General features: G+C 43.7%; 11 protein-coding genes. 6 read left to right on the top strand and 5 right to left on the bottom strand.

The features are described 5' to 3' along the window. Nucleotides 1–146 precede the first annotated feature (146 nt). Nucleotides 147–986, top strand: a complete 840-nt coding sequence (gene mepA, locus AB6E78_RS20025; RefSeq protein WP_017062537.1) for a penicillin-insensitive murein endopeptidase — start codon at nucleotides 147–149, stop codon at nucleotides 984–986. Between the two features lie 273 nt (nucleotides 987–1,259). Beyond that, nucleotides 1,260–1,568, top strand: a complete 309-nt coding sequence (locus AB6E78_RS20020) for a hypothetical protein (RefSeq protein WP_017062536.1) — start codon at nucleotides 1,260–1,262, stop codon at nucleotides 1,566–1,568. 42 nt (nucleotides 1,569–1,610) lie between these two features. Here the strand turns inward: AB6E78_RS20020 and AB6E78_RS20015 are convergent, their stop codons facing one another. The 3 genes from AB6E78_RS20015 to rdgC form a co-directional block, all read right to left on the bottom strand. Then, entirely contained in the window at nucleotides 1,611–1,865 is a 255-nt protein-coding gene (locus AB6E78_RS20015; protein ID WP_004735061.1) for a YfhL family 4Fe-4S dicluster ferredoxin, read from the bottom strand. A gap of 34 nt (nucleotides 1,866–1,899) precedes the next feature. After that, on the bottom strand, nucleotides 1,900–3,318 hold the full coding sequence (yegQ, locus tag AB6E78_RS20010; RefSeq protein ID WP_017062848.1) for a tRNA 5-hydroxyuridine modification protein YegQ: 1,419 nt from the start codon (nucleotides 3,316–3,318) through the stop codon (nucleotides 1,900–1,902). Between the two features lie 204 nt (nucleotides 3,319–3,522). Next, nucleotides 3,523–4,437, bottom strand: coding sequence for a recombination-associated protein RdgC (gene rdgC / locus AB6E78_RS20005; protein ID WP_008223904.1), 915 nt, complete (start codon nucleotides 4,435–4,437; stop codon nucleotides 3,523–3,525). 194 nt (nucleotides 4,438–4,631) lie between these two features. Here rdgC and phoB point away from each other — a divergent pair, with 194 nt between their 5' ends. From phoB to AB6E78_RS19990, 3 genes are read left to right on the top strand one after another with little or no spacing between them, the layout of a single operon-like run. Then, nucleotides 4,632–5,321, top strand: coding sequence for a phosphate regulon transcriptional regulator PhoB (gene phoB / locus AB6E78_RS20000; protein WP_004735064.1), 690 nt, complete (start codon nucleotides 4,632–4,634; stop codon nucleotides 5,319–5,321). 33 nt (nucleotides 5,322–5,354) lie between these two features. Continuing rightward, complete coding sequence (gene phoR, locus AB6E78_RS19995) at nucleotides 5,355–6,653, top strand: phosphate regulon sensor histidine kinase PhoR (protein ID WP_004740365.1); 1,299 nt, start codon at nucleotides 5,355–5,357, stop codon at nucleotides 6,651–6,653. Beyond that, nucleotides 6,650–7,627, top strand: coding sequence for a PstS family phosphate ABC transporter substrate-binding protein (locus tag AB6E78_RS19990; protein ID WP_032548820.1), 978 nt, complete (start codon nucleotides 6,650–6,652; stop codon nucleotides 7,625–7,627). Before phoR ends, AB6E78_RS19990 begins: the two co-directional genes overlap by 4 nt. 77 nt (nucleotides 7,628–7,704) lie before the next feature. Here the strand turns inward: AB6E78_RS19990 and ppx are convergent, their stop codons facing one another. Next, complete coding sequence (gene ppx, locus AB6E78_RS19985) at nucleotides 7,705–9,216, bottom strand: exopolyphosphatase (protein ID WP_372134107.1); 1,512 nt, start codon at nucleotides 9,214–9,216, stop codon at nucleotides 7,705–7,707. After that, nucleotides 9,207–11,303, bottom strand: coding sequence for a polyphosphate kinase 1 (gene ppk1 / locus AB6E78_RS19980; protein WP_017066137.1), 2,097 nt, complete (start codon nucleotides 11,301–11,303; stop codon nucleotides 9,207–9,209). The genes ppx and ppk1 overlap by 10 nt, the downstream gene beginning before the upstream one ends. A gap of 200 nt (nucleotides 11,304–11,503) precedes the next feature. On the opposite strand from ppk1, the gene AB6E78_RS19975 reads away from it, so the two are divergent. Beyond that, nucleotides 11,504–13,720, top strand: coding sequence for an ABC transporter permease subunit (locus tag AB6E78_RS19975; RefSeq protein ID WP_372134106.1), 2,217 nt, complete (start codon nucleotides 11,504–11,506; stop codon nucleotides 13,718–13,720).

The following is a 13,720-nucleotide window of genomic DNA, read 5'->3' as shown; positions in this document are numbered from 1 at the left end:
ACAATAATTCATCAATCTTAATTAGATCACATTTTTACTTTAATTGGTATAATTCACTAGCTACCACCAAAAACTTAAGTACGATATGCACCTAATCCTAAATGGCGACTAATATAATGAGTAAGCGTCAGTAATTTGGGATTATTATGAGGTTCTTTTTTGCACTGGTTGTATTCTTTTGTTCATTTTCTCTATCAGCAACTTCGTGGGAAAAAGAGAGTCACCCTACTAGAAATTCACCCTCATCAATTGGAAGCTATGCCAATGGCTGTCTAGACGGTGCGCAGGCTTTGCCTATTAATGGTTTGGGGTATCAGATCATTCGCCCTCAAAGAGAGCGCTACTATGGCCATACAGAAGCTATAAAGTTTATTGAGAGGTTAGGAGTCACGACCAGCGAGAAGCTCAATACTAATTTATTGATCGGTGATATTTCTCTTCCCAGAGGAGGGCGCTTTTCTTCAGGTCATTCAAGTCATCAAACAGGGTTAGATATTGATATATGGCTAAGGTTAACCAGTAAGAGGTTGTCAGAGAACGAATTAGCTGTGCCTAAACCTGTGAGCGTTGTGGATCTTACCAACTACAAATTGCGTGAATCGAATTGGACCGATGATCATTTTCAAGTTATTCGTTATGCGGCGAAAGATGAAAAAGTGGTGCGTATTTTTGTTCATCCAGTGATCAAGCAAACCCTTTGTGAACAAGAAAACTCTGACGCTAATGATAGAGCTTGGTTAGGCAAAATAAGACCTTGGTGGGGACACCACTCCCACTTCCACGTTCGTTTAAAGTGTCCTGAAGGCAGTTCAAACTGCATAGCTCAAGCGAGCCCTCCTAAAGGTGACGGTTGTGGAGATGAACTTGCAAGTTGGGCTCCAAAGACTGTTCCAGTTCCACCTCCTAAAAAAGTAGCGAAAACTAAGAAAAAGAAAAAAGTTAAAGTGATGCCAAGTCAGTGTTTGGCCTTGATATCGAATAAGTAATCCTGTTCATCGAGGCTTTTTACAGTGGTACTGCCACTGGTTTTTTCGACTCTAAAACTGGAGAAATATCACACTTTTGTCTAGAGTTTATAAACACGAGATTAAGAACATCGTTTGATATTAATAAAAGCAATAACGGTATCAGCAAGGGCGATGGCGAATTTGACAAGGTTTGGTCAGGGATTGAGTGTTTTGGGGTGAAAGATGCGGCTTATATGCAGTATGCGAAATCAGAGTCTGATACCCGTCGATAGATAATTCAAGGATAAGACTATGACTATGATTTGTGCGAAGGAATTTTCAGAATGGTTAAGACATAGGTTCAACGCTGAAAGCTCGGGTATTTCAATTTCAAGAGATGACATCAATCAGCTAACAGGCAGACAACGTTTAGACCCTAGTTTCGTAAATGATGTTCACTATGAATTGATGCAGTATGGAATGGCATTTGTGACCGATACCAGCAGGGAAAACTTTTATCTTGTTCCTATAGCTCAATCAATAAACTGGCGAGAACGACTCGAATATCAATTTGAAAAAGAGCTCTTCTGCAATATTTATCCAATCGGAAAATCAGGATGAAAAAAAAGGTTCAACTTATGGTTAAGTTGAACCTTTCTTCTTTTAGGTCAAGCCTTGAATGATAACAAACTTCTCAAGTAGCTCGTCATCAGTTTCAATATGGTTTGGGTCAGTGATGATGCATTTTGTAATCGGACACACTGACTGGCATGTTGGCTTTTCATAGTGACCTTTACACTCTGTACATAAATCAGGATCGATCTCGAAGATGCTGTCGCCCATAGTGATTGCACCATTTGGGCATTCAGGATCACACATATCGCAGTTTATGCACTTGTCAGTAATTAACAGAGCCATTATTTTCTTCTCAAGTAAGTCGCTTAAGTAAAAATTATTTGCCTGATGCGTTACGTGTATCTTGGCCTTCGCTCAAGTTACGCATCAGCAAGCCGTACTCTAGATCTAGATCTGCTGGTACAGGAATAAATACAAAGTGACCGTTACCTTTCGCATCGTCGACCGCTTCAGATTTGCGGTTTTCCATAACTTCTAGTTTGAAAACAACGTTACCTTTCGGTGTCATCATTTCTAAGCTGTCGCCTACTAGGAACTTGTTCTTCACTTCTACTTCCGCTAGGTCACCACGGCGCTTACCTGTGAACTCACCAACAAACTGTTGAGTGTCAGAGATAGAGTAACCGTACTCGTAGTTTTGGTATGTATCGTGTGTATGGCGACGTAAGAAGCCTTCAGTGTAACCACGGTGAGCTAGGCTCTCTAGTGTACCCATTAGGCTTTCATCGAATGGTTTGCCTGCCACTGCATCGTCAATAGCTTTACGGTAAACCTGAGCAGTACGTGCACAGTAGTAGAAAGACTTAGTACGACCTTCAATCTTCAGAGAGTGAACACCCATCTTCGTTAGGCGCTCAACGTGTTGGATTGCACGAAGGTCTTTTGAGTTCATGATGTAAGTACCATGCTCATCTTCAAACGCTGCCATTTTCTCTTCTGGCTTGTGTGATTCAGAAAGCAGAACCACTTCGTCTGTTGGTTTACCAAGGCCTAGTGTGTTGTCTGGACGCTCATCTTGAACTTCAATGTCTTGCGTTTCTACTTCTTGAATAGCAACACCAGTAGGGTTTGCTTCAACGATCTGACCGTTTTCGTCTTCTTTCGCTGCTTCTGTTTTGTATTCCCAGCGGCAAGCGTTGGTGCAAGTACCTTGGTTTGGATCGCGCTTGTTCATGTAACCAGAAAGCAGACAACGGCCTGAGTAAGCCATGCAAAGAGCTCCGTGAACAAAGATCTCTAGCTCTGTTTCTGGGCAGTGTTCGCGAATCTCTTCGATCTCTTCAAGCGATAGCTCACGAGATAAGATCACACGCTCAACGCCTTGAGTTGACCAGAACTTAACGGTCGCCCAGTTTACTGCGTTTGCTTGAACAGAAAGATGGATTGGCATTTCAGGGAATGCTTCACGAACCATCATGATAAGACCAGGATCTGACATGATAAGCGCGTCAGGGCCCATGTCTACAACTGGTTTGAGGTCGCGAATGAATGTTTTTAATTTAGAGTTGTGCGGCTGAATGTTACATACAACATATAACTTTTTGCCTTGAGCATGAGCTTCATCGATACCGATTTGTAGGTTTTCGTGATTGAACTCGTTGTTACGAACACGAAGGCTGTAACGTGGCTGGCCTGCGTATACTGCATCTGCGCCGTAGGCGAATGCGTAACGCATGTTTTTGAGGCTTCCTGCCGGTGATAATAGTTCAGGTACAAATGGTTTTTGTGTAGTCATTGCTTCGTTCTCTAATCTGATCTCAAGTCAGGTTGATACCACCAAGTGATATCAAAGGGGCGCAAATTTTACGCTAAAATGAGTCTGGTTGATAGCCCTAAAGATAGCAATGATATTAAGAAGAGAGTGAAGGGATAAATATACAGCGGGAAATGTAGGGAAAATAAGCTCAGGCACGGAGCACCTGAGCTTTGGAGATACCGATTAAGCGTTCGGTTGAGTTAATCCACCTAGTGATTCGAATAGATTCGGAAGGAACACGCTGAACTCACCACATAGCAATGAGAAATCTGCATCAAAGCGTGCAGCTTGGTCCTCACGGGGAATATCGTCGTTCTCATCTTTAAGTTCATCGCTGAACTTCAGGCGTTTGATACTGCCGTCTTCAGCAAGGATGAATTCAATGCGATCTTGCCAGTTGATAAGCAGCTTAGTTACCACTTTATTTGCTTCGATGTGGTTTTTAATCTCGTCGGCTTCTAGCTCTTGTTTTTTAACTCGAACAATACCACCGTCTTCTTGAATCGACTTAAGCTCAGCTTCATCAAGCATTGTAATGCCTTGAGGTGTATCACCTGATTTAACCCACTCGGTTAGAGTCGTTTCAATCGCTTGCTCAGGAATAGCTGGCACGACTGGTAGGCTACCCATTGTTTTACGCAGCAGAGCTAACACGTCTTCTGCTTTTTTGTAGCTGCTTGCATCAACAACAATGAAGCCTTCTTTTGGCATGATCAGCGCGTATGTGAAGTTACTGCGGCTGAATGCGCGAGGAAGGAGATCAATGATGATGTCTTCTTTGAGGCTGTCTTTCTCTTTCTTTTTAAGAGGAGTGCCAGACTCAGCTTCGAGTGTTTCGATTTTTGCATTCAGTGACTCTTTAATCACAGATGCTGGTAGCATTTTCTCTTCTTTCTTTGCACAGATGAGAATGCGGTTCTCTGATACGTGCGTCATCATATCGCCATGTTTACCCATTGCGTGCACCCAACCAAATTTCTGTTTGTCTTGGCTACCACAAGGAGTAAAGCGGAATTCTTCAAGTTGTTTCTCTAGCTGATCTGCGTTGAAATCAATATCACGGTTGAAGCGATAGACTAGGCAATTTTTAAACCACATATATTTTTCTCATACCTTTTTAGAAGTGCCTCATGATATGAGATCTAATTCGATTTGTCCTTAGCTCTGTATCAAAAGTTATAAAGTGAAACGTTTGAGACAGTTATATGAAAATTTGTTTTCAAAGGTCACAAAAGTGTCATAATTAACTCAGATAATGCAATGCGTTGATTAAATACAAAGGCTATTCAATTATGTCGAGAAGGATTCTGGTCGTTGAAGATGAAGCACCTATTCGTGAGATGCTGTGTTTTGTACTTGAACAAAAAGGCTACCAAGCAGTAGAGGCTGAAGATTACGATACAGCGGTAAACAAGCTATGTGAACCTTTCCCAGATCTAGTATTACTAGATTGGATGCTACCTGGTGGTAGCGGGATAAACTTTATCAAGCACATGAAGCGTGAAGAGTTAACTCGCAACATCCCAGTGGTGATGCTAACAGCTCGTGGTGAAGAAGAAGATAAGGTTCGCGGTTTAGAAGTTGGCGCTGACGACTACATTACCAAACCGTTTTCGCCAAAAGAGCTTGTTGCTCGCCTTAAAGCGGTGATTCGTCGTGTAACACCAACGGCATTGGAAGATGTGATTGATGTACAGGGCCTTAAATTAGACCCAGTATCACACCGCGTGACCGCAAGTGAAGGTCCAGTTGATATGGGACCAACAGAATTCAAAATGCTGCATTTCTTTATGACGCACCAAGAGCGTGTATACAGCCGAGAGCAGCTGCTTAACAACGTTTGGGGTACCAATGTTTACGTTGAAGACCGAACGGTTGATGTACATATTCGACGCCTGCGTAAAGCGCTTGAGTCTGCAGGTCACGATAAGCTAATCCAAACGGTTCGTGGCGCTGGCTACCGTTTTTCTACAAAGGCTTAATGTGGCTTCGCTGCCCAGTTTACGGAGTCCTGAATGGTTGAAAAGTTAACCTGGAAAAAGCTGGCTTGGGAGCTGGCTTTTTTTTACGCACCATGGGTTTTAGTCGGATGGATATTCGGTTACCTACCTTGGTTACTGCTGGCTGCTACGGTATTGCAGCTCGGCTGGCATCTACACAACCAAATGCGTTTGTCCGCATGGCTGTGGGATGAGAAGCGTCTAACTCCACCTTCAGGCTCTGGGAACTGGGAATCTCTGTTTAACGGTATTTATCGTATGCAGCAGAGACAGCGTCGCAAACGCAAAGAACTGACTAACCTTATCCGCCGTTTCCGTAACGGTGCAGAATCGCTTCCCGATGCCGTTGTGGTATTTCGCGGTGAAGGCAATATCGTTTGGTGTAACAAGCTAGCTCAGTATTTGCTGGGCTTTCGTTGGCCAGATGATTCAGGTCAACCGATCTCGAATTTGATTCGTACTCCAGATTTTATTAAGTACCTTAATAAGCAAGATTTCTCTGAGCCATTAGAGATGCCTTCTCCATTGAATGTGGAGCGTATGCTCGAGCTGCGTATTGTGCCGTATACCGAGGGTGAACACCTGATGGTGGTACGTGATGTGACCCAGCTTAAGCAGTTAGAAGGCATGCGCCGTAACTTCTTCGCTAACGTTTCTCATGAATTGCGTACGCCGATGACCGTCCTTCAAGGTTACCTTGAAATGACCGAAGATCCAGACATGATCGTTGGCCCAATGTGGACCAAGGCGCATGGCGTAATGACTGAGCAGCTCAATCGAATGAACAGTTTGGTTAATCAACTACTCACGCTTTCGAAAATTGAAGCGGCGCCAATGCATGAGTTGGATGAAGTGGTCAACGTTCCGGCGATGCTTGAGGTTCTTGAGAAAGAAGCGGCGAGCCTTAGCGGTGAGCGCGAACATAAGCTTGAGTTTGATATCGATAAGAGCCTACGAGTTCTTGCCGATGAAGACCAATTGAGAAGTGCGATATCGAATTTGGTTTATAACGCGGTTAAATACACACCCGCAGGTGCAACGGTCAAAGTGCGTTGGTATCAAACCAGCCAAGGCGCGTGCTTAGATGTGTCAGATACTGGTGATGGTATTGAGCCTCAACACTTACATCGACTCACAGAGCGCTTCTATCGTGTAGATAAAGCCCGCTCTCGTGATACCGGTGGTAGTGGTCTTGGATTAGCGATTGTAAAGCATGCGCTTAGCCACCACGATTCACATCTCGAAATTCAAAGTGAAGTGGGCGTCGGCAGTCGTTTCCATTTTACTTTACCAAATCGACTGACCGTATCATGAGTTGTTCGATACGCAGGATGCATTTTCCAGTCAGCTCATTATTAGCGTTTGCTTTAGTTAACCCTGTGCATGCCGAACAGGGTGTCGATTCTCTTCCTGATTATTCTAAGGTTCCGGGAATTTCTGGGAGCTTATTATCGGTCGGTTCGGATACCTTAGCGGGTATGACGACGTTATGGGTGGAAGAGTTCAAGTCCTACTACCCAAATGTTAACGCTCAAGTCCAAGCATCGGGTTCTTCTACTGCTCCTCCAGCCTTAACCGAAGGGACTGCACATCTAGGGCCAATGAGTCGTCCGATGCGCCTGCGAGAAATTGAAGCATTTGAAAGGGAGCATGGATATAAGCCAACAGCACTGCGAGTTGCTATCGATGCGATTGGGCTTTTTGTGCATCGTGATAACCCTATTGAGGGGCTTAACTTTCGTCAGATTGATGGCATTTTTTCTGAGACATTACGCTGCGGAGCAACAAGGCCCCTCAATAACTGGCAAGATCTCGGAATCGATCAGCCATGGGCGAAACATCGATTCCAATTGTTCGGTCGCAATTCTGTATCGGGGACTTATGGATACTTCAAACAGAATGCACTGTGCGGCGGTGACTTTAAAAATCGTGTGAATGAGCAACCTGGTTCGGCTTCAGTCGTTCAGTCGGTCGCTTCATCCATCAGTGGGATTGGCTACTCAGGTATTGGCTATCGTGTCGCTGGCGTTAAGTTAATTCCTATTGCTGAGCATGGTTCTGATTATGTAGAGCCGACTCGAGCGAATATCTTGAGCGGTGATTACCCTCTATCACGCTTTCTTTACGTATACGTGAACAAACACCCAGATAAACCGCTTTCTCCCGTTGAAAGAGAGTTCCTCACTTTTGTGTTCTCAAAGCAAGGACAAGAACTTGTAGAGAAAGATGGCTATTTAGCAATACCGTCTGAGTTCGCAGAGCAAGAGTTGGCAAAAGTCGGGCTCTAATTCAGGCTGCGATAAACTTAGATAAGAAACGTATGAACAGCTTGCGCGTCGCAGGCTGTTTTAATTTTGACTGTTCGTTATTTTAGCTTTAACGACCATCCTGCATTTTGCCAACGTTGTTGCTCTTCTCTGAGCTCATAATCAAGCAGTTGGTTTTGGGCCAACCAATCGCTGTTAGTTCCTTTCAATTCCCAGTTATCCTGTTGTTCAATCGTTAGAGTCACGTCTGGGGCCAGTGCTTGATTTCGCTGACGGTTGAGTAAGATAGCGAGTCTCAATATACGAATCAGCAGGGTGACTTGTTGCTGAGTAAACAGAGAAAGTTCCGGCAAATCTTGTAGTTTGAGCGCTTTTCTTTGATAGCGAACCAATGCTGATATAAGGCGTTGTTGCTCAGTATTAAAGCCTGGCATTGTCGTATGCTTAAGCAGATAAGCCGAATGGCGGTGATAGCCTTGGAATGCAATGCTTTGTCCTACCTCATGAAGTACTGCAGCCCAACCAAGCAGATCATACAGCTCACTAGTGACCGCAGTTGTCACTTGAGGCTGTACTTGTTTCAGCAATGAAAGAGCGAGCACTTTCACTTTCTCGCCATGAGTTACGTCTACATGGTATCGAGAGACGAGCGTTTCGGCAGTTCTTGTTCGAATATCAATATCTTTAAACCTATCCTCCATGTCATAAAGAACGCCTTCTCTCAGGGCACCATCAGAAAAATGTAACTCCTTGATGTCTAGCGTATCCATTGCTGCTGAAAGAATGGTGACGCCTGCAGCAAACACAGGCTTTCTCTCATCACTTAAGCCTGAAAGATTTACGGTGTTGGATGATGAAAACTCACATAAGTGATTCTTTAAATAGGACAGGCGTTGGGGCGTAATGAGACCATCGGTGAACCCTAAGCCAATGAGTACTTCTTTTATTGATTTCGTGGTACCAGATGAGCCAAAAGCGATTTCCCAAGGGGCTTTTGTGTATTCTTCAATCAATGGCATCAATAGACGAGTAGCTGCGGTATAAGCATCTGAGAAGTGTCGTGAAGTTAGCCCTTCGTTAGCAAAGAAACGTTGAGTGAAGTTGACGCATCCCATCGGTAAACTGCGCATAATTAGAGGAGTAAAGCCTTGTCCGGCGACGAGTTCCGTACTCCCTCCACCGATATCAATAACCAACTTAGATTCAGAAGCGGTTTGAGTGTGTTCTGCTCCGTTATAGATTATTCGAGCTTCTTCTTGACCGGAAATGATCTCTATTGGAAAAGGAAACAGTGGCTTGGCTTGCTCTAAGAAGTCTTTAGCGTTTTTGGCTTTTCTTAGGGTATGAGTCGCAACAACTCTGACATCATCAAGCTCAAAATCCGCCAGTCGTTCTGCGAACACCTTGAGGCATTCTAGGCCTCGCTCGATAGCGCTTTCAGATAGGACGTTACGTTCATCCAATCCATCACCTAATCTCACTTTCTGTTTGTGTCTGCTGACTAATTGCAGGTGTTGATCGAATACTCGGGCAACCACCATGTGAAAGCTGTTCGAACCCAAGTCGATAGCGGCAATACATCGAGAATGTTTGTTATCAATTAGCGGCATGATTTCTTCTCTTGTTTGTACTTCTTGCGAGCAAGTTTCTCCATACGTTTAATATAGTGGTAAGTGGAGAGTTGTGACGTCGGGTAATCAAGTAGGTTTGCTGGTGGTTGTGTGTAAGAGTTGCTCATCGCTTGGTCTAGCACTCGAGCTTTGTTGCTGTCATCGAAATGAAACTCGGTGATATCGATAATGGTTTGCTTGATCTTTGGATCTAAAATTGGAGCTGCAACTTCGATGCGGTGATCAAAATTTCGTGTCATCCAGTCAGCGGAAGATATATAGACCTTCGGCTTTCCAGCGTTACCAAATATCATCACTCTCGGATGTTCGAGGAAACGATCGACCACACTGACTATCTCAATATGATCACTGATGTTGGGTATGCCAGGGACAAGAGAGCACATGCCGCGAATGACCATTCTCACTTTTACATTGGCTTGGCTAGCCTGATAGAGCTTTTCAATGATCTCTCGATCGACCAAGTTGTTGAGTTTTAGAGTGATGCTTGCAGGTTTACCTTCTATCGCGTTTTGTATTTCATTATCTATCAATTGGTACAGACGTTTTCTAGTATTCTTTGGTGACACAATCAGTTGCTTGAACTGGGACTTTTGATAAGGGTTTTCAATATACTTAAAGACTTGTCTCACCTCTTGAGTCAAATCTTCATTCGCAGTGAGCAGAGAAAAATCGGTATACACGCGCGCTGTAACTTCATGGAAGTTGCCAGTGCCAATATGGGCATAATGCTCGGTATGCTTGCCTTCTTTTCGTTTGATGAGCAGCAACTTGGAATGGATCTTCAAACTTGGGATGCCATGGATGACTTTTACACCCGCTTCTTGAAGTTTCTTGGTCCATTGAATGTTGGCTTGCTCATCAAAGCGTGCTTGCAGCTCGACAACCACAGTGACCTTTTTGCCATTGTGCGCCGCATCGATGATCGAGCTGAGGAGTTTTGAGCCTTCCGCAACACGGTAAACGTTTATTTTGATGGAGGTTACCTTCGGGTCAAAGGAAGCCTGCCTAACCAGTTCAGTGATGTGACTAAAGGTGTGATAAGGATAATGCAGTAAGATGTCGCGAGCTTTGATCGCTTCGAAATAGTTTGGGTAATGGCTGAAATGCGCGCACTTAATCGCGGGTAGAGGACGATTAACTAAATCACGTCGGTTAAGGCTTGGGAACTCAGAGAAATGTTTGAAGTTATGATAGCGACCACCTGCGATGACACTGTCATAGTCAGACAGTTTAAGTCTGACTTGTAAGAAGTTGAGCATTTCAGTTGGCATTTCAGATTCATAGATCAGACGTATCGGCAGTGCCGTTAAGCGCTGTTCTAAACCTAAAGACATCGATTCTAATAGGTTATTTTCATTGTCCTCTTGCAGATCATAATCGGCATCACGTGTCATTTTTATCGCAAAACAACGCAATGAGTCATACTCAAAGAATCCTTTAAGTAAGTCATCCAAACAAAATCGAACTATATTATCTAACAAGATCAAAGTTGTACGCTGCGAACCCGAAGTTTCCGGTAACTTAACAAATCGAGGGAGTGCTTCTGATGGGATTTCGAGTAAGACATATTGAGATGATGCATCACGCTCGATGTCGATGGCTAAGTAACTTTGTTCATCTTTGAGAATATTAAGTAACTGGCTATCTTCGTTCAAGAGAATCGGAGTTAAGTGTGGCAGCACTTTTTTCTTAAAGTACTTTTTTATCCAGCCACTTTGTTCTTCGCTGATTTGTTGTTCGTTGACCAGAAAAATACGATTGCGTACCAATTCCAATAGCAAGTCGTTATACAGTTCATGGAATTGAGCATCGAGCTTGCTTGCTTTGCTCTGCATTTTAGTCAGTAGGCTTTTCGGCGAGTTGGAGGTTAGCTGTGGATCTTGAAGTAAGATCTTTCGCTTCACATCAGCAAATCGGACTTTGTAAAACTCATCGAGGTTTTTCGAGTAAATACCTAAAAAACGAACTCTTTCGATTAAGGGGACTGACTTATCTGCCGCTTCTTGGAGCACTCTTTCGTTGAAGGATAACCAGCTAAGTTCTTTTGTGACATAGTCTTTTTCCATCGAGATGAGAATCCTTGAGTACTGGCTATAGAGCTGATTACTTTAAATTAGAATGGCAAAATTCACAAAATCTATGATCTTACTTTAAGAAATATGGCTAACAAACTTGTTATTAGTTTCAGTTGTTTAACGTAACTTGTAATATAATTGTCATCTAACGTACATATTATGTCAGTAGCTAAAAAAAGGTAGATAAACAGATGGCATCAGCCCAATTTTCATTGAAAGAGCGTGACAAAAAAAGATGGTTGAAAGATCGTCTCGTCCGTTTTTCGGTGACATGTGGCGCGGTCAGTGTTCTAGCTGCCCTAGTATTGATCTTTGTTTACTTGGCGATGGTCATTTTACCGGTATTTTCTGATACTGGTTTAGAGACAGACCAAGCTGTAAAGACCGTTGCCGTAGAAAAACCTATCGTCTTATCGGTTGATGAATACGGTCAGCATGCATTTACTATCGAAAAATCTGGTTTGGTACAGTTTTGGGATTTAGAGTCTCAAAATACACACTCTTACTTTGAGCGTGATGTTGTAGCCAACCCCATCGCCTTTTCTCGAAACACCCCATCTGAAAACTGGTTTGCCTTTGCCGACAGCGCAAGCAATCTTACTTTTTTCTATCCTGAGTATAGTGCGCCTGTGCTGAAAAAGGGCAGCGAAGCCGAACCTAAAATTGAGCAAATCACTCTCCCTGAACCGTTTTTAAATGATGTACCCTCAAATGGGGCGACGATCGACAAATTCGCATTCTCTAAAAATGGACGTGGGATTACGGTTGCCGCGCAGTTAAGTGACCAACGAGTCTTGGTTAAGTGGTATCAGAGTGACCTTACTGGTCAGTATGTTTTTCAGAAGAGCCAATGGCTATCGGATAAGTTGGGCTTGCAGCAGCAACTGCTTGTCACACCTGATGGGCAAACCTTATACCTACGAGCACAATCGGATTTGGTTGTTTTGAAACTATCAGATAACGGTTTTGATGTTCGTGAAGTGATTGATCTTAGCTTAAATGATGCGAAGCATTCCGTGAAAAGCATCGATTTATTGTCTGGCGCATACTCGTTGTTGGTTACGCATGAGGACGGACAGGTTTCTCAATGGTTCGATGTACTCAAAGATGAAAAGCGTAGCCTGACCCATATTCGAGACTTCCAACTTGCTGAACAAGTGCAATTTATTCTTCCTGATACTTATAGAAAGGGTTTTTATAGCTTCTATAAGAACGGCACATTACAAAGCCACTATACGACCAGTGAAAAGCTGTCGTTGTTTGAACGCGCATTTGATAAATCACCACAACTAGCCGCTATGTCTGCCAATGAACTGCATCTGGCAACGTTGATTGATGGCATCATCAGTGTGGCTAAAGTCGACAATGAATACCCACAAATCTCATTCTCCTCGCTTTGGCAAAAGGTCTGGTATGAAAGTTACCCTGAGCCGCAATACGTTTGGCAATCAACATCGGCGAATGATGACTTTGAAGAGAAATTCAGTTTAGTACCTATCACATTCGGTACTATCAAAGCCGCTCTGTTTGCGATGATGTTTGCCGTGCCGGTTGCTGTGCTCGGAGCTATTTACACCGCTTATTTTATGTCTCCACGCATGCGAAGAGTGGTGAAGCCTTCGATAGAGCTGATGGAAGCTCTTCCAACCGTGATCATCGGATTTTTGGCTGGGCTTTGGTTTGCTCCAATCGTTGAAACACATTTAACGGCTGTCTTCTCATTAATGATGCTATTACCACTGAGCACACTGTTGACTGGACTTGTTTGGTTCTGTTTACCGAAGAGGGTAACGGGTCGCTTCTCTAACGGTTGGCATGCTCTGATATTGATTCCGGTATTGGTGATTGCAGTGGTTGCGGTGTTTGCTGGTGGAAACAACATTGAAGCCTTGTTATTTGGTGGTGATATTCGTACCTTCTTGGCTAGCTATGGTATCGACTTTGACCAACGCAATGCGCTAGTGGTTGGTTTTGCTATGGGCTTTGCGGTCATCCCAACGATTTTCACTATTGCTGAAGATGCTATTTTCTCTGTACCTAAACATTTGTCTGATGGGTCATTAGCGTTGGGTGCGACGGCGTGGCAGACGCTTATTTATGTGGTGCTATTGACGGCGAGTCCAGGTATCTTTTCTGCGGTTATGATGGGCCTAGGGCGAGCAGTTGGTGAAACCATGATCGTCTTGATGGCGACAGGTAACACCCCAATTCTTGACTGGAATGTTTTGGAAGGGATGAGAACTTTATCGGCAACGATTGCTGTTGAGCTGCCAGAATCAGAAGTGGGTGGTTCTCATTTCCGCTTGCTGTTCTTGGCTGCACTCTTGCTGTTTATCTTTACATTCGCGGTGAACTCAGTTGCTGAGTGGGTTAGACAAAGACTGAGAGATAAATATCGTGCGCTGTAG

This window comes from Vibrio sp. 10N.247.310.98 (assembly GCF_041467395.1).
GTDB lineage: Bacteria > Pseudomonadota > Gammaproteobacteria > Enterobacterales > Vibrionaceae > Vibrio > Vibrio crassostreae_C.
Note: the sequence above shows the minus strand (reverse complement) of the source record. Positions and strands in the feature narration are given on the sequence as shown.

Bases quoted from the DNA above. Each gene is read 5' to 3' on its own strand.
- mepA (WP_017062537.1), top strand. From the start codon at position 147: ATGAGGTTCTTTTTTGCACTGGTTGTATTCTTTTGTTCATTTTCTCTA.
- AB6E78_RS20020 (WP_017062536.1), top strand. From the start codon at position 1,260: ATGACTATGATTTGTGCGAAGGAATTTTCAGAATGGTTAAGACATAGG.
- AB6E78_RS20015 (WP_004735061.1), bottom strand. From the start codon at position 1,865: ATGGCTCTGTTAATTACTGACAAGTGCATAAACTGCGATATGTGTGAT.
- yegQ (WP_017062848.1), bottom strand. From the start codon at position 3,318: ATGACTACACAAAAACCATTTGTACCTGAACTATTATCACCGGCAGGA.
- rdgC (WP_008223904.1), bottom strand. From the start codon at position 4,437: ATGTGGTTTAAAAATTGCCTAGTCTATCGCTTCAACCGTGATATTGAT.
- phoB (WP_004735064.1), top strand. From the start codon at position 4,632: ATGTCGAGAAGGATTCTGGTCGTTGAAGATGAAGCACCTATTCGTGAG.
- phoR (WP_004740365.1), top strand. From the start codon at position 5,355: ATGGTTGAAAAGTTAACCTGGAAAAAGCTGGCTTGGGAGCTGGCTTTT.
- AB6E78_RS19990 (WP_032548820.1), top strand. From the start codon at position 6,650: ATGAGTTGTTCGATACGCAGGATGCATTTTCCAGTCAGCTCATTATTA.
- ppx (WP_372134107.1), bottom strand. From the start codon at position 9,216: ATGCCGCTAATTGATAACAAACATTCTCGATGTATTGCCGCTATCGAC.
- ppk1 (WP_017066137.1), bottom strand. From the start codon at position 11,303: ATGGAAAAAGACTATGTCACAAAAGAACTTAGCTGGTTATCCTTCAAC.
- AB6E78_RS19975 (WP_372134106.1), top strand. From the start codon at position 11,504: ATGGCATCAGCCCAATTTTCATTGAAAGAGCGTGACAAAAAAAGATGG.